Source organism: Ruegeria sp. D3 (genome assembly GCF_056534465.1).
The window spans coordinates 119,655-134,418 of record NZ_JBQFPK010000001.1; the positions used below are offsets into that span (position 1 = coordinate 119,655).

Annotated in this window: 16 protein-coding genes; 5 read left to right on the plus strand and 11 right to left on the minus strand. The window is 59.7% G+C overall.

What is annotated here, in order from left to right:
• Positions 1-34 precede the first annotated feature (34 nt).
• Positions 35-340: a hypothetical protein gene (locus ACR0DX_RS00565; RefSeq protein ID WP_170354369.1), complete on the plus strand. Its 306-nt coding sequence runs from the start codon at positions 35-37 to the stop codon at positions 338-340.
• 21 nt (positions 341-361) lie between these two features.
• On the plus strand, positions 362-1,033 hold the full coding sequence (locus tag ACR0DX_RS00570) for a helix-turn-helix transcriptional regulator (protein WP_170354370.1): 672 nt from the start codon (positions 362-364) through the stop codon (positions 1,031-1,033).
• 61 nt (positions 1,034-1,094) lie between these two features.
• Here ACR0DX_RS00570 and ACR0DX_RS00575 read toward each other — a convergent pair whose 3' ends face one another.
• The 8 genes from ACR0DX_RS00575 to ACR0DX_RS00610 all read right to left on the minus strand — a co-directional run bounded on the left by ACR0DX_RS00575 (position 1,095) and on the right by ACR0DX_RS00610 (position 8,510).
• On the minus strand, positions 1,095-2,258 hold the full coding sequence (locus tag ACR0DX_RS00575) for a peptidoglycan DD-metalloendopeptidase family protein (RefSeq protein ID WP_170354371.1): 1,164 nt from the start codon (positions 2,256-2,258) through the stop codon (positions 1,095-1,097).
• Positions 2,259-2,321: 63 nt separating this feature from the next.
• Positions 2,322-2,972 carry a protein-L-isoaspartate(D-aspartate) O-methyltransferase gene (locus ACR0DX_RS00580; protein ID WP_170354372.1) on the minus strand — a complete coding sequence of 217 codons (651 nt, stop codon included), beginning with the start codon at positions 2,970-2,972 and terminating at the stop codon, positions 2,322-2,324.
• Entirely contained in the window at positions 2,969-3,751 is a 783-nt protein-coding gene (surE, locus tag ACR0DX_RS00585; protein ID WP_170354373.1) for a 5'/3'-nucleotidase SurE, read from the minus strand. Before surE ends, ACR0DX_RS00580 begins: the two co-directional genes overlap by 4 nt.
• Positions 3,752-3,872: 121 nt before the next feature.
• Positions 3,873-4,958 carry an ABC transporter ATP-binding protein gene (locus ACR0DX_RS00590; RefSeq protein WP_170354374.1) on the minus strand — a complete coding sequence of 362 codons (1,086 nt, stop codon included), beginning with the start codon at positions 4,956-4,958 and terminating at the stop codon, positions 3,873-3,875.
• Positions 4,959-5,038: 80 nt separating this feature from the next.
• Entirely contained in the window at positions 5,039-6,097 is a 1,059-nt protein-coding gene (locus tag ACR0DX_RS00595) for a methyltransferase domain-containing protein (RefSeq protein WP_170354375.1), read from the minus strand.
• Between the two features lie 87 nt (positions 6,098-6,184).
• Positions 6,185-7,294 (minus strand): hypothetical protein, encoded by a 1,110-nt coding sequence (locus ACR0DX_RS00600; protein WP_170354376.1) that lies wholly within the window; start codon positions 7,292-7,294, stop codon positions 6,185-6,187.
• 3 nt (positions 7,295-7,297) lie between these two features.
• Entirely contained in the window at positions 7,298-8,077 is a 780-nt protein-coding gene (locus ACR0DX_RS00605; protein WP_170354435.1) for an SDR family oxidoreductase, read from the minus strand.
• Positions 8,078-8,147: 70 nt separating this feature from the next.
• The gene (locus ACR0DX_RS00610) at positions 8,148-8,510 is read right to left on the minus strand and encodes a nuclear transport factor 2 family protein (RefSeq protein WP_170354377.1); all 363 of its coding nucleotides are present in this window, start codon (positions 8,508-8,510) and stop codon (positions 8,148-8,150) included.
• A gap of 109 nt (positions 8,511-8,619) precedes the next feature.
• Here ACR0DX_RS00610 and ACR0DX_RS00615 point away from each other — a divergent pair, with 109 nt between their 5' ends.
• The 3 genes from ACR0DX_RS00615 (at position 8,620) to ACR0DX_RS00625 (ending at position 12,769) form a co-directional block, all read left to right on the plus strand.
• Positions 8,620-10,224 carry a peptide chain release factor 3 gene (locus ACR0DX_RS00615; protein ID WP_170354378.1) on the plus strand — a complete coding sequence of 535 codons (1,605 nt, stop codon included), beginning with the start codon at positions 8,620-8,622 and terminating at the stop codon, positions 10,222-10,224.
• 18 nt (positions 10,225-10,242) lie between these two features.
• Positions 10,243-11,181 (plus strand): glycosyltransferase family 2 protein, encoded by a 939-nt coding sequence (locus ACR0DX_RS00620; RefSeq protein WP_170354379.1) that lies wholly within the window; start codon positions 10,243-10,245, stop codon positions 11,179-11,181.
• A gap of 184 nt (positions 11,182-11,365) precedes the next feature.
• Positions 11,366-12,769: a DEAD/DEAH box helicase gene (locus ACR0DX_RS00625; RefSeq protein ID WP_480844857.1), complete on the plus strand. Its 1,404-nt coding sequence runs from the start codon at positions 11,366-11,368 to the stop codon at positions 12,767-12,769.
• Here ACR0DX_RS00625 and ACR0DX_RS00630 read toward each other — a convergent pair.
• Genes ACR0DX_RS00630 through ACR0DX_RS00640 form a run of 3 tightly spaced genes read right to left on the minus strand, consistent with a single transcriptional unit; the run spans position 12,766 to position 14,764 of the window.
• Positions 12,766-13,668, minus strand: coding sequence for a DMT family transporter (locus ACR0DX_RS00630; protein WP_170354381.1), 903 nt, complete (start codon positions 13,666-13,668; stop codon positions 12,766-12,768). The genes ACR0DX_RS00625 and ACR0DX_RS00630 overlap by 4 nt on opposite strands.
• A gap of 21 nt (positions 13,669-13,689) precedes the next feature.
• Entirely contained in the window at positions 13,690-14,568 is an 879-nt protein-coding gene (locus ACR0DX_RS00635) for a fatty acid desaturase (RefSeq protein ID WP_170354382.1), read from the minus strand.
• Positions 14,561-14,764 carry a DUF2061 domain-containing protein gene (locus ACR0DX_RS00640; protein WP_170354383.1) on the minus strand — a complete coding sequence of 68 codons (204 nt, stop codon included), beginning with the start codon at positions 14,762-14,764 and terminating at the stop codon, positions 14,561-14,563. The genes ACR0DX_RS00635 and ACR0DX_RS00640 overlap by 8 nt, the downstream gene beginning before the upstream one ends.

Here is a 14,764-nt window from a genome sequence, read left to right on the forward strand (position 1 = left end):
AGAGATCATCGAAACCTGGTAAACGGAGATTGAAATGACCCATGTTGCCGAAATCGTCACCTTTTCGCTCGCAGACAGCACCACGCCCGAGGCGTTCGTGAAGCTCAGCCAATCCACCGAAGCCTTCGTGCGCGCGGCCCCCGGCTTTGCGCATCGACAGCTGAGCCAAGGCGAGGATGGCCGCTGGACCGACTACGTCGTCTGGACTGACATGAAAGCCGCACAGAATGCCGCCGCGCAGTTCCCACAACAAGACTTCGCCGCTGCCTTGATGACGGCGATCAAACCCGACAGCATCCAGATGCGTCACGAGAAAGTGCTATGGAACATGACCGCTTAAACGCGGTCCGGACGGCGTGACATGCGCCGCACGGATCGCCTGTTTGACATCATTCAAATCCTGCGCGACGGCAAACTGCACCGCGCGCAGGACATCGCGGACCGGCTCGAGGTGTCGGTCCGCACGATCTATCGCGACATGGACACGCTGGTCGCCTCAGGCGTCCCGGTCGAGGGCGAGCGCGGCGTCGGCTACATGGTGCGCGAACAGATCACCCTGCCCCCGGTAAACCTGACCCCAGCCGAGCTTGAGGCGCTGAACCTCGGCATGGCCATCGTGGCCCAAGCCGCCGACCCCGAGCTGAAAGCCGCCGCCGAGACGCTGGCCGACAAGATCGACGCCGTGCTGCCGACGCAAATCGTCGCCGAAGCAGATACCTGGAAATTCGCCGTCTACCCCTTTGCCGATGCTGCGCGTGGGTTGGCGCATATGGCCCCGATCCGCGCCGCCATCAAATCACGCCAGAAACTGCACCTTAACTACCGCCGCATCGACGGCGTGCTGACCGAGCGCACGATCCGCCCGCTTCATATGGAATACTGGGGCCGCGTCTGGACACTCACCGCATGGTGTGAGCTGCGAGACAGCTTCCGCGTCTTCCGCATTGACCTGATCGAAGCCATCCGCCCCCTGCCCGAACTGTTCACAGATGAGCCCGGAAAACGCCTCAGCGACTTCGATCCGCAAACCTGATCCGTGCTTCATCTGGCAGAGAATATCCCTGCCAGAGGCATGGCCCGGACCGGGCCATTTTCTATTTCAAAAACGGCTCTGGATCGACCGCTTCGAACCCTTTGCGAACTTCGAAATGGACATAGGCATTGTCACCATCCCTTAGGGCTGCAATTCTCTCGCCTCGCCGCACCCGATCGCCCTTTTTGACTGTGATGCCTTCGACATTTGCATACACGGTGAGAAGGTCATTGTTGTGCTTGACCACGATGATCGGCACCTGATCGGCATCCGCGGTGATCGCAGCCACGGTTCCGGCCTCGGCGGCCTTAACGGCGGTGCCCGGTGCAGCAGCGATATCGATGCCTTCGTTCTGACCTTTCTTATAGGTACGAATGATTGTCCCGGTCACCGGCAAACCCAGCGCCGAGTTGCTCTGATTAGTCGGTGCCTCAGCCGTTACATCCGGCGCAGGAACCGGCGCAGCGACCTGTTCGTCTGGCAAAGGCTGAGTCGCACTTGGCGGCGTTGGAGTGGGTGATCCTTGCCCCGGCTGCGTGACGTTGGTTGCTGGCACAGCGGCCTGTTGCGGCGCGGGCTGCGTCTTGATCGGGATCAACAGGAACTGACCTTCCCGAACCGTAAAGTCCGAATCCAAACCATTCCAATCCGCCAGCGCGTCCACCGGCACGTCATAGAGGCGCGAGATCGTGAACGCAGTCTCGCCGCGCTTCACCTTATGCCTGATGGGTTCGGGTCCTGACGGCGCAGCAGGAGCTGCTGGTGTCGCGGTAGGCTGCGCAGGCGCCAAGGTCGACGTGCGGACCGAGCCATCCGCTGGTGCCTCATCGATGGCGGTCCCCGCGATTGTCGCAATATCGACCGAGCTTGCCGAACTGACCGTACGAGGCAGAGCGATTACTTCACCGTCCCGCAACGTATCAGTGGGTTTGAGGCCGTTGAACGTGGCCAGCTCTGCTTCGGGCAAACCCACCCGCGCTGCGATGTCACTGACCTTGTCACCCCGGCGCGCAACGGCAACCTGATAGGTCGGATAGGTAATCACGCCGCGCGCATCCGGCGGCGGGCGGTTCGTGGTGGCCGTCTGGGCCGCATCCGTGGTGGAAAACCCTCCGATCTGACCGCGAAGATCATAGTCAAGCGGGCCTTCGCACCCGGCTAATACGGCCAGCGCAACCATTCCGGTCGCGCAGCGCATCATCGCTGATTTGGAAACTGCTCTCATCTTTTTTCTGTCCTCATCACCTGCCCCTGTTGACCGGGGTTCCGGTGGGTTTTCAAAAAGCCTCTACGCCTCGTCTTTGCCCAATCCCTCAAGCAGGGGAACAAACCGAACTGGCAATAATTCATCATAGTCCAGGCCGGTTTCCGTTCGCCGAACCCGGATCAATGTTTGAACCGTATCCGACTGCCCCACCGGCAAAACCATGATACCGCCGATTTTGAGCTGCGCCAAGAGCGGCCCTGGCGGGTCCTCGGCCGCCGCAGTCACAATGATACGATCAAACGGAGCCTGTTCAGGCAAACCGAATGATCCATCGGTCAGCATCGCGGTCACATTGGTCAGGCCCAACTCGCGGAACAGGTCGCCGGTTTCGCGCACCAGCCGCTTGTGTCGCTCGACCGTGTAGACCCGGCGTGCCAGTTTAGACAGGACAGCCGCCTGATACCCCGACCCGGTCCCAATTTCGAGCACCGTATCCCGAGGTCGCACGTCCAGCGCCTGTGTCATAAGACCCACGACCGAAGGCTGACTGATCGTCTGGCCGCAAGCAATCGGCAGCGGCGTGTCCTCATAAGCTCGGTCCGCGAACAAACCCTTGACGAACTTGCCGCGATCAATCTGCTCCATCGCTGCCAATACGCGCGCATCCGTCACCCCGCGAGAGCGCAGGGCAAAAAGGAACTGCATCTTTGTTTCTGCGTTCAACCCGGTCATTCGATTGTCTTCAGTGCCTCAAGCGTGTCATGCGCTGTCAAATCCGCCCGCATCGGTGTGACCGAAATATAACCCGCCAGATTGACTGCCGCATCCGTCCCCGGCGCGGTTGGGTTGTGCTGATACCCGCCCTTGATCCACAAGAACCGCCGCCCCGAGGGCGAGCTGTGCGGCTCGACCGAGAAATGTGTGTCACGGCGATACCCCTGGGCCGCAACGCGAGTGCCCAGAACCTCGTCCGCGGGAACAGGCGGGAAATTTACGTTGTAGAACAGACGATAATCGCCCTGCTCGGTTGGCGTCGCATCCAAGATTTTGCGCACCAGATCGGCCCCAAACCGCGTTGCGGCCTCGAATGGGTCATCCAGCCCCAAATTGCGCGGGCCAAAGTATTGCGACAAGGCAATCGCAGGGACACCCTGCAAAGCGGCCTCCATCGCGCCACCGATCGTCCCGGAATACAGCGTGTTTTCAGCCGAGTTGTTGCCCCGGTTTACCCCTGACAACACTAGATCAGGCGGCGCATCCTTCATCACGTCATGCAAACCAGCCAGCACGCAATCAGCGGGCGAGCCCTCGGCGGCGTATCGGCGTTCACCCAGTTTAGCGACCATCATCGGGTGCGTGTAACTGATGCAATGTCCAACGCCGGATTGCTCGAACGCGGGCGCAACGACCCAAATCTCGCCGTCCGGCCCAGCAAGCTCGGCGGCAATCGCCTCAAGCGTGATCAGGCCCGGTGCATTGATGCCATCATCATTGGTTAGAAGAATACGCATATGCCCCATCCATCCCTGCGTTTTTCCCTTGATAGACCCGGCCCCGCGCCTCGGCAAGCGACGCGCACACGCAAACTGCGGCTTTCACACATCAGCTGGGTCTAAATTGCCACGTCAGGAATTATTCGGGGAAAACAAAGCACCGGTCGCGGCGAATGGTCAGCCACATGACACGCCCCGGCTGCGGAACAAAGACGTTCGGCACAGTGGCTTTCAGGATTGAACCGTCATAGTCCATGCGAAATTCGACCAAGCTTTCATTACCCAGAAAGCGCGCCCGCTGGACAACGCCGCGCGCGGCCACGCCATCGGTCGGCGTGGGCAGCGGCCCTTTGCCGTTACGGTCGAAATCCAGTTTGACATGCTGCGGTCGGAAGACGATCTCAACATCCGTGCCGTCAGGTACGCCCGGCGCAAGAAACTGCCCGAATGGCGTTTCCGCCAGTGCCCCATTAACTTGCGCATTCAACACATTGACATCACTGAAGAATGCCACCGCCGCTTTGTCCGCAGGCCGGGTATAGACATTATAGGGCGCGCCCTGCTGCACGATCTTACCACGCCGCATCAGGGCAATCTCATCGGCCATGCGCATCGCCTCTTCCGGCTCATGCGTCACCAAAACTACAGCCGCGTCTTCCTCTTTGAGGATCGCCAGCGTCTCATCCCGGATACCGTCTCGCAAACGGTTATCCAACCCCGAGAACGGTTCGTCCATCAACATGATCCGGGGACGCGGCGCCAAAGCCCGCGCCAGTGCGACCCGCTGTTGTTCTCCGCCCGACAGATGATGCGGATAGCTGTCGACGAAGCGCATCAGATCAACCTTCGTCAGCAGCTCCTCGACCCGCGCGCGTTTTTCGTCCTTGTGGCCCTTCAGACCAAAAGCCACGTTGTCGGCCACGCTTAGATGGGGAAACAGGGCAAAGTCCTGAAACATTAGCCCAATCTCGCGCCGCTCGGGCGGGACACGAAACACCGTGTCGCAGATCAGCTTGCCATCCACATAAATCTGGCCGGACTCCTGCATCTCGACCCCGGCGATCATACGCAGCGTGGTCGACTTGCCGCAGCCAGACGGCCCTAGCAGACACGTCACCTGCCCCGCCTGAACACTTAGCGACACGTCATCCACCACCACACGCCCTTCGTACCGGGCGATCAGATTGCGGATTTCCAGACGTGGAGGAGTTGAATTCACTGTCACCGAAGGACCCCGTAGCCTTTCCCGATCATTTCCATCGGGCTTAGGCGGGGATAGCAACCCCGCCCGTCAGGCGCAAGCGATCAGCAGCAACCGCCCGAGACGGCCTCACCAGTGTTTGCACCTGTAGCTTCGAACGGACTTTCGCCACCGCAGCCTTCGAAAATGCCGTAATGGGTTGAGAAATCGCCAATAAACTCGAAATGGCGCGCAAATCGCGTGTCTTTCAGCATCATCCAGGTGTTGCCGCAGACCGGAAAGACCTTGCCCGCCTCAATCGCGTGATGGTCGTCCAGCTCGAACAGATGCGGCGCATGGGGGATCGTGCCTTTGTAGATCACCGCCTGGCCGTAATCCTCGCAAGCTGGTTCCAGTTCGGGCAGTTTGAACAGACGATACGTGGCCGACAAGAAGCTCAAGGGCGCAACCCGCTCTTCCAGCACCGGGTTTTCGATGGTCAGCGGGCGATGCGTTACTCGGCGCGGATCGGCAAACCCGGCCTTGCGCGAGATCGACAAGAAATCATTCCAATAGAGCGCGCCCGACAGGCACTCCCCATACAAAACCTCATCCTCGGCCATGGCGGCGGGGATGCGGCGGTCAGCATAGACGTCCGAGAAATACATCTCGCCGCCATCTTTCAGCAGACGGTGCGCGCCGCGCAGAACGGCCTCTTTATCGGTGGCCAGATTGATCACGCAGTTCGAAACGATGATGTCGAAGGATCCGGGCTCAAGGTCCAGCTCGTCCAGCTTTTCGATATAGCCGTGGTGGAATTCCACATTTGACGCACCATGGCCGAACGCCTGCGCGTGGTATTCTTGATGAGCGCTGGCCACATCCAACTGTTCGGGCGTCATGTCCACGCCGACCACGCGGCCATTTTCGCCGACCATCGCCGACAGCGCATAGACGTCGCGCCCGGCACCACAGCCCAGATCAAGGATGCTCATCCCTTCCAGATCCAGCGGTGCAATTAGACCGCAGCCATAGTAACGCGTCAGCACATCATCATGAATTTTTGAGAGAATTTTCTTTACATGATCCGGCATGTCATTGGGCGTGCAGCAGGCATTAGTCTGCAAATCCGCGCTGCTTTGAAGGACGTCACCGTAATAGTTCTGCACCGATTCATGCTTCATCGAAGGTATCCCTTGTGTCTGGTAGGGGATCAGCTAATGCAGCAAGGGCCGTGGCGCAATCCGCACATGTGCGATTTTACAAAAGCGTTACCCGAGCAGGTCGAAATCCACGGCAGCGCGCACCTGCCCGTTCACCTGAACCTCCAGCCGGTGTGGGCCGGGCACCAGTTTGAACGTGGTCGCATTTCCCTTGAGCTTGTGGGTCTTGCTTAGCGTCAGCGCACCATCCCGCAGCGCGGTCTGTTTCAATTTGTGCACCTTGGCCGAGGTTTTACCGCCAGGGCGTTGAAAGTGAATGATATAATCCACTAGAACGGGCTGGTCTCCGGCACCACTGAGCGCCACATCGAAATTCAGCGCACCCCCGATCCGGGCATCGCCTTGCACCTGAATATCGGCCGAAATCGCCGCGTCAGGATCATAGCCCAGCATCTTCATCGCGCCGGGATGTCCGGATTTCACCAATCCACGCAGGGTGTGGCTGGTCATCCAGCGCAACTCATCTGCGTCCTGCCCGCCCTCGCGCCATTGCTGCAGACGGTCCAGCACCAGATCGGGGTCTTTCTTAGTGACGTCGTTTAGATGGTTCGCGACCGAGCGCGTCACGTATCGCGTCGGATCGCTGTGCAGCCGATCCAACAAAGGCAACGGGTCGGTCAGTTCCAGGCCCGCCGCCTGCCCCCATGGCAAACGCGGGCGGGTGCCTTCGCTGACCAGACGCCGTACGTGATAGCTGTCATGCGCGCACCAAGCCCGCATCCGCTCCAACACCTTGTTTTGATGGGTGTTCAGGAACGGGCGAATGGCCCATTCCATCGAGAATCTCTGCGTCAGCTCCTCAAGCACGTCCAGCGCCAGATCGGGATGGTCGAGACCAACGGCCACAACCCAATCACCCAAAGGCGCAAAGATGAAATCGCCGAAATCATCATCCGTTTTGGTCGGGTCCAGCGGTGGCGGCAATGCTCGCAGCAGCGTGGGCGCAATGTCCGGCAGCGCGCCGGGGAAAGCCTGTTGCAGGCAGTCGGCTATCCACGCCATGCGCTCTTTCAATTCCAGATCCAGCAGGCGGGACATGACCTGCTCCTCGAACGCCTCTGCCTCGAAAGCGGGGTCGGCTGCCGATAAAAGCCCCGCCAGATAGCGGGTCTTTTCTGCATTAAACAGCTGGTCTTTCAGTGAAAAGTTTTGCGCCATCGCCTACATCGTCAAGTTAGTTCCGCCGCCGTCCAAGAGGATGTTCTGGCCCACGATAAAGCCCGCATGTTGCGAACACAGAAAGGCGCATGCGGCCCCGAATTCCCGCCGTGTGCCATATCGGCGCGCCGGGATTGTGGCGGCACGTTCGGCACGGGCGTCTTCCATCGATATGTTTTTCTGCAGCGAAACTGCACTATCTAGGGACTCCGCGCGGTCGGTGGCGTGGATACCCGGCAGCAGATTGTTGATTGTCACCCCTTGCGGGGCTACCTGCCGCGCGGTTCCCGCGACGTAGCCGGTCAACCCAGTCCGCGCCGCGTTCGACAGCCCCAGCACAGCGATCGGTGCGCGCACCGATTGCGAGGTGATATTCACCACACGACCCCAACCCTTGTCCATCATTCCCGGCAGCAGTGCTTTCATAAAGGCAATCGGCGTCAGCATGTTGGCGTCGAGGGCCTTGATGAAATCCTCACGCTCCCAATCCGACCACATGCCCGGAGGCGGCCCACCCGCATTTGTCACAAGGATATCAACACCCTGTGCGGCGTCGATCACCTGCGCCTGCCCCTCGGTCGAGGTCACGTCGCAGGCCACCGTCTGAACATCAGCGCCATAGGTGTCCCGCAAGCGCGCGGCCTCCGCCTCAAGCGCTTCGGCTCCCCGGGCGTTCATGACCAGATTGACACCGGCCTCGGCCAAAGCTTCGGCACAACCCAGACCCAAACCCTTGCTGCTGGCACAGACCAGCGCGCGTTTTCCTTTGATACCCAGATCCATGTGATCCTCCCCATCTGTTGTTGCCCACATGTCTAGCACTGGCCAGATGGGGAAAACCAGTCGTTAGAGATCAGTAAAAGAACTCTTCCCGAACGATCTTGCCATCTGCGACGTGATAGACACCAACTTCTTTCATATCAAAGGCTTCGCCAGTTTCCTTCACCTTGCCCTGCACTTCAAAGATCACGGCAAAGCGGTCCTCACCATGTGGCATCGGATCACTCACCGATGCGCCCGAGACCTCATGCGCGCCTTCCCACCATTCATGCTTGCCGCGGATGGCATCCCGGCCATGGGTCTCGCGGCCCATATCCATGAAATCCTGCGCCTCGACCGAGACGGCATCTTCGGCATAGAGCTTTTCAAGATTTTCCTTGGCACGGTCCTCGCGGCACCCTGCAACCAGTTCGGCGGCGATTTCGTTCAAATTCATTGATACTCTCCATTATTTGTTCACTATATGTTCCTATTGCCATAGGTGCTCGATTCGAACCACCCCCTTTGTCTTGCCTCGGCGGGTTTCCCCGCCTATACGCGCGGTCATGCTTGATACCTCGAACCAACCCACCCTGCCGCCCGAGATCGCCCGTCGCCGAACCTTTGCGATCATCTCGCACCCCGATGCGGGTAAGACGACGCTGACGGAAAAGTTCCTGTTGTACGGTGGCGCCATCCAGATGGCTGGTCAGGTACGCGCCAAGGGCGAAGCGCGGCGCACGCGCTCGGACTTCATGCAGATGGAGAAGGATCGCGGTATCTCGGTTTCCGCCTCGGCGATGTCGTTTGACTATGGGAATTTCCGGTTCAATTTGGTGGACACGCCCGGTCACTCGGACTTTTCCGAGGATACCTACCGCACACTAACCGCCGTGGACGCCGCCGTGATGGTGATCGACGGTGCAAAAGGTGTGGAAAGCCAGACGCAGAAACTGTTCGAGGTCTGCCGCCTGCGCGATCTGCCGATCCTGACCTTCTGTAACAAGATGGACCGCGAAAGCCGCGATACGTTCGAGATCATTGACGAGATTCAGGAAATGCTGGCCATCGACGTCACGCCCGCGGCGTGGCCGATTGGCGTAGGGCGCGATTTCATCGGCTGCTATGACATGCTGCGCGACCGGCTGGAGCTGATGGACCGCGCCGACCGCAACAAGGTGGCCGAGAGCATTCAGATCGACGGTCTGGATGACCCCAAACTGGCCGAACACGTGCCCGAGCACTTGCTTGAGAAGCTGCTGGAAGAGGTCGAGATGGCGCGCGAATTGCTACCGGCGCTGGACCCTCAGGCGGTTTTGGAAGGCCATATGACCCCGATCTGGTTCGGCTCGGCGATCAACTCGTTCGGTGTGAAAGAACTGATGGAAGGCATCGGTGCCTATGGCCCGCAGCCACAGGTGCAATCGGCCGAACCCCGCCAGATCGCGCCGGATGAAAAGAAGGTGGCCGGGTTTGTCTTTAAGGTGCAGGCCAATATGGACCCCAAGCACCGCGACCGGGTGGCGTTTGTGCGGATGGCGAGCGGTCACTTCAAACGCGGCATGAAACTGACCCATGTGCGGTCCAAGAAACCGATGGCAATCTCGAACCCGGTGCTATTTCTGGCCTCGGATCGGGAACTGGCCGATGAGGCTTGGGCCGGGGATATCATCGGCATACCCAACCACGGCCAGCTGCGCATCGGTGATACGCTGACCGAGGGTGAGGCGCTGCGCGTCACCGGCATTCCGTCCTTTGCGCCGGAGCTGCTGCAAACCGTTCGCGCGGGCGATCCGCTGAAGGCCAAGCATCTGGAAAAGGCCCTCATGCAATTTGCCGAAGAAGGCGCGGCCAAGGTGTTCAAACCTTCAATCGGGTCGGGCTTTATCGTCGGCGTCGTCGGCGCGCTGCAATTCGAGGTTCTGGCTAGCCGGATTGAGATGGAATACGGCCTGCCCGTGCGGTTTGAGGCGTCTCAGTTCACATCCGCTCGCTGGGTCAGCGGAGATAAGCTGGCAGTGGACAAATTCGTCAACGCCAACAAGCAGCATATCGCGAATGATCATGACGGTGACATCGTCTACCTGACACGTCTGCAATGGGATATCGACCGGGTCGTGCGGGACTATCCCGAGCTGACCCTGACTGCGACCAAGGAAATGATGACGTGACCGGCCAAAGGGCCGCGCATGGGCGCTAAACCGACCTGGGGGACTGTCTCGACGGTCCGGGGGGCGGCCCCGGACATCCTGCGTTTCGTGGCCTATCACCTCGACCTAGGGGTGGATCGTATGCATGTCTACCTGGACGAGCCCTGCCCCAAGGCCTTCAACGCCCTGAACCGGCATCCAAAGGTTGAGGTCCGCAATTGCGACGACGGGTACTGGGCCAATCGTCAGCGGGCGCGCCCCGACAAGCATCAGGTGCGCCAGACAGCCAATGCCTCATTCACTTATCGAAAGGCCAGCGAAGACTGGTTGCTGCATATCGATCTGGACGAGTTTTTGTGGCCCTACCGCCCGGTGGCCGATCTGCTGGCCGGGGTCGCACCGGATACCCCCTTTGTCCGTGTCCGCCCGGAAGAGGCGGTGGCCGAAGCCAAGGACCTGTACAAAGCCTATATTCCCTCAGGACCTGATCGCGCCGCGACGGTGCAGGCGCTCTATCCCAATTATGGGTCTTTCGTGAAGGGTGGGTTTCTAAGTCACCTGCAAGGCAAGGTTTTTGCCCGCACCGGTTTGCCGGGCATCAACTTTCGCATTCACGGGCTGTTCCAGCATGGAGAACGCCTGATCTGCAAAGCGGAACTTGCCGAGGCTGCGCTCTGTCACCGGCACGCCCCGGATTGGGAGAACTGGCTGGCGCATTACCGGTTCCGACTTGAGCGTGGGTCATACAAACCCGGAATGACGCCAAATGTCCCGCGGGATGAAGGCGGGATGAACATGAACGAACTGCTCGGCTGGATCGAAGCCGAGGAAGGTATCGACGGCTTGCGCGCGTTTTTCGATGAGATCAGCGGCGCGCACCCCGACGTGCGGGCACGGCTTGAACAACACGGGTTGATCCGGCATCGGCCACTGGATCTGGACCGGAAGCTTGCGAAACACTTCCCTGGAAGCATCTGAATTGTTGCATTAAATCTGCACAGTATCGGAGCACAGGGGTCTGAAACCCTCTTCATTTGACCCTGCCCAACGTTTTTGTTATGTCCCGCCTCAGCCGAAATGCGCGGGATGCGCATGGCCATCCGGGCCCGGCACACATTCATACGCGCGGGCCAGGTCGAGTGTCCGCAAAAACCGGACATACATGACAAAGTTTAACGAACTGAACCTGAACCCGAAGGTCCTCAAAGCCATTGAGGAAGCCGGATACGAAACCCCCACCCCGATCCAGGCCGGAGCGATTCCGCCTGCGCTTGAGGGCAAGGATGTTCTGGGCATCGCCCAGACCGGGACGGGCAAAACCGCCAGCTTCACGCTGCCGATGATCACCCTGCTGGCCCGTGGCCGCGCCCGTGCGCGGATGCCGCGATCATTGGTGTTGTGCCCGACACGGGAACTGGCCGCGCAGGTGGCCGAGAATTTCGACACCTACACCAAACACCTGAAACTGACCAAAGCGCTGTTGATCGGCGGTGTAAGCTTCAAGGAACAAGAAGCTCTGATCGACCGAGGCGTCGACGTGCTGATCGCCACGCCGGGTCGTCTGCTGGATCATTTCGAGCGCGGTAAGCTGCTGCTGACCGGTGTTCAGATCATGGTGGTGGACGAGGCCGACCGGATGCTGGATATGGGGTTCATCCCCGATATCGAGCGCATCTTCTCACTGACGCCGTTCACCCGCCAGACCCTGTTCTTCTCGGCCACTATGGCGTCCGAGATTGAGCGGATCACCGACACGTTCCTGTCGGCCCCCGCGCGGATTGAAGTTGCCCGCCAAGCCACCGCATCCGAGACCATCGAACAGGGCGTGGTCATGTTCAAGGGCGGTCGTCGCGACCGCGAGGCCAGCGCCAAGCGCAAGGTTCTGCGCGCGCTGATCGACGCCGAGGGTGAAGGCTGCACCAACGCGATCATTTTCTGCAACCGCAAGACGGATGTGGATATCTGCGCGAAATCGCTGAAGAAATACGGCTATAACGCCGCCGCCATTCACGGCGATCTGGATCAGTCGCAGCGCATGAAAACGCTGGACGGATTCCGCGACGGGTCTCTGCGCCTGCTGGTGGCCTCGGACGTGGCGGCGCGAGGGCTGGATATCCCTTCGGTTAGCCATGTGTTCAACTTTGACGTCCCCGGCCATGCAGAGGATTACGTGCACCGCATCGGTCGCACAGGTCGCGCGGGGCGCGAGGGCAAGGCGATCACAATCTGCTCGGGCCGCGATGAAAAGGCGCTGGACGCGATTGAGAAGCTGATCCAGAAGGACATTCCCCGACTGGACAATCCGGTCAAGGAAGAGCCCAAGGACGAAAAGCCCAAACGCGAGAAGAAGGCCAAGCCGACCGACGAGGCAAAGGCCGACAAAAAGCTCGAGCGCAAGAAGGACTCGGACCGCCGAAAGGACAAAGAACCGCGTGGCCGGGGCCGCCGCAACGATTCGGGTCCGGCGGTTGTTGGCATGGGTGATCATCTGCCTAGCTTCATCGCACTGAGCTTTGACGAGCGCCGCGCGGGCGTAACGTCGCTGGCCGAGGCGGACGCCTCTTAAATCGTCAAAACAAGGGCCAGGATTGAAGCCCCCAGCAATGCCATCCCCGCGATCTCGCGCCGGGTGATGGTTTCGCGGAAGAACAGGATCGAAGCAAACAGGCTGAGGATCAGTTCGACCTGCCCCAGCGCCTTCACATAAGCCGCATTCTGCAATGTGAAGGCGAAGAACCAGCAAAACGACCCGCTTAGACTGGTGAGGCCCACGAAGACGCCGGTGCGCCGCGTCTCCCACACCGCGCGCAGTTCGGCGCGGTCTCGCCACAGCAGCCACAGCCCCATGCTGACGAATTGGAATGTCACAACAACGGCCAGTGTCACCAGCGCGCGGAACCATGCGTCGATCTCGCCCAGTTGTAGTGATGCGCCCCGGTAGCTGACCGAGGAAAAGGCGAACAGAATCCCCGACCCCAGCCCCAGCCGTGACGCGCGATTGGTCAGGTGTTTCCACCACGCGCCGTCCCCTCCGGGGTTTTTCGACAGCAGCAGAACTGCAGTCAGGCCCATAAGAATGGCTACTAACGCTCCGGCTGAAATCTGATCACCCAGAACGAGGAAACCGACGATAGCGGTCTGGATCACCTCGGTTTTCTTGAACGTGATTCCGACCGCGAAGTTGCGCTGCTTGAACAAGGCGACCACACAGATGGTTGCCAAGATCTGCGTTGTGCCGCCAATGGTCGCGAACAGCCAGAACATAGGCGGCATCGAAGGCAAAGACAGCTCGCTGAGCCGCAGCGCGACCCACAGCGCCAGAACGGCCAACGGCATCGAATAGGCAAATCTGGCAAAGGTCGCACCTGCGGCGGACAATTTCACGCTGCTCAGTGATTTTTGCAGCATAAACCGCACGGTCTGAAACGAGGCGGCGGCGATGGTGACGGGTATCCAGAGGCTCATACCGCCCCTTGTGGCCGCAATTTACCCCTTTGGCCAGAGCGGATGGGGCACTGGGTCTTTGGCCCTTAGGAAATGGGCTCTAAACACCTGCGCGTAAGAGCGATAGACATAAGCCTCGTTCCGCGCCAAGTACGTGTCTTGCCCTGCGCGATAAAGGGCGGGCAATCGGTACCACGGCGCCGCTGGATTCATGTGATGAACCACGTGCAGGTTGTTGTGAAGAAAGAGAAATGCCAAGGGCCCCCGATCTTCGATGATCACCGTACGAGCCGAAGCCCGATCATGGGCGCGGTGCTCAAGAAAGGTTCGGATCTTCACCAAGCCTAGCCCCAGATAGGCGGCCAGAACATAGGCCCAGATTGGCATGGGCGACAGCAACACAATCCACAGCACCATCAGAACACCGCATAGATGCAATCCCCAGGCACGCAGGATTTCAGACTCAAAAACGCAGCGTAACTCATTTCGCATGAACACAAATTGGCCAATGGCCGGACCCAGCACGATGCGCCCTAGTAACGTATTGTTCACTGCCAGCAAGCGTTTCTGCCAACCGCGCAGACCTGCCCAGACCTGTGGGTCTAGATAGTTCGATTCCGGGTCGTCATAGGGGTCGGTCAACGTCGCATCACGATGATGCGCCAGATGTTGGTCGCGGAACCGACGGTACGGAATGAACAGCGTCAACGGCAACGCCATCAACGCTTCATTCAACGCCTTTTGCCGAAAGGGGTGGCCGTGGATCGCTTCATGCGTCAGCGAGGAATGTAGTGCTGCGACAACGCCCACCAATGGCACGGCGGCCCAAACCGGCAAATAAAACAGCATCGCCAACCACGCCCCATAGCACCCAATGATAAGGGCAAAGGTGCCCCATTCAGGCCCTGCACGCTCAGACATTGCGGCCCCATGAAATACCTGCCCATATACGTTCGTAAATCACGTAGAGCGTCAGGCCGATGGCCGTGTTGACCAAAGCCAAGCCGCCCCCGATCGCCGCTGATCCGGTTGCGATCAACCCCACAAAACTCATAACGACAAAGCCCACCGCATTCCACAATACGGCCTTCACGACTGATCTGCGTCGTGTCTCCAT

What these genes read in the sequence shown, in the direction of transcription:
- ACR0DX_RS00565 (WP_170354369.1), top strand. Translation starts at nt 35, where the DNA reads ATGACCCATGTTGCCGAAATCGTCACCTTTTCGCTCGCAGACAGCACC.
- ACR0DX_RS00570 (WP_170354370.1), top strand. Translation starts at nt 362, where the DNA reads ATGCGCCGCACGGATCGCCTGTTTGACATCATTCAAATCCTGCGCGAC.
- ACR0DX_RS00575 (WP_170354371.1), bottom strand. Translation starts at nt 2,258, where the DNA reads ATGAGAGCAGTTTCCAAATCAGCGATGATGCGCTGCGCGACCGGAATG.
- ACR0DX_RS00580 (WP_170354372.1), bottom strand. Translation starts at nt 2,972, where the DNA reads ATGACCGGGTTGAACGCAGAAACAAAGATGCAGTTCCTTTTTGCCCTG.
- surE (WP_170354373.1), bottom strand. Translation starts at nt 3,751, where the DNA reads ATGCGTATTCTTCTAACCAATGATGATGGCATCAATGCACCGGGCCTG.
- ACR0DX_RS00595 (WP_170354375.1), bottom strand. Translation starts at nt 6,097, where the DNA reads ATGAAGCATGAATCGGTGCAGAACTATTACGGTGACGTCCTTCAAAGC.
- ACR0DX_RS00600 (WP_170354376.1), bottom strand. Translation starts at nt 7,294, where the DNA reads ATGGCGCAAAACTTTTCACTGAAAGACCAGCTGTTTAATGCAGAAAAG.
- ACR0DX_RS00605 (WP_170354435.1), bottom strand. Translation starts at nt 8,077, where the DNA reads ATGGATCTGGGTATCAAAGGAAAACGCGCGCTGGTCTGTGCCAGCAGC.
- ACR0DX_RS00610 (WP_170354377.1), bottom strand. Translation starts at nt 8,510, where the DNA reads ATGAATTTGAACGAAATCGCCGCCGAACTGGTTGCAGGGTGCCGCGAG.
- ACR0DX_RS00615 (WP_170354378.1), top strand. Translation starts at nt 8,620, where the DNA reads ATGCTTGATACCTCGAACCAACCCACCCTGCCGCCCGAGATCGCCCGT.
- ACR0DX_RS00620 (WP_170354379.1), top strand. Translation starts at nt 10,243, where the DNA reads ATGGGCGCTAAACCGACCTGGGGGACTGTCTCGACGGTCCGGGGGGCG.
- ACR0DX_RS00625 (WP_480844857.1), top strand. Translation starts at nt 11,366, where the DNA reads ATGACAAAGTTTAACGAACTGAACCTGAACCCGAAGGTCCTCAAAGCC.
- ACR0DX_RS00630 (WP_170354381.1), bottom strand. Translation starts at nt 13,668, where the DNA reads ATGAGCCTCTGGATACCCGTCACCATCGCCGCCGCCTCGTTTCAGACC.
- ACR0DX_RS00635 (WP_170354382.1), bottom strand. Translation starts at nt 14,568, where the DNA reads ATGTCTGAGCGTGCAGGGCCTGAATGGGGCACCTTTGCCCTTATCATT.
- ACR0DX_RS00640 (WP_170354383.1), bottom strand. Translation starts at nt 14,764, where the DNA reads ATGGAGACACGACGCAGATCAGTCGTGAAGGCCGTATTGTGGAATGCG.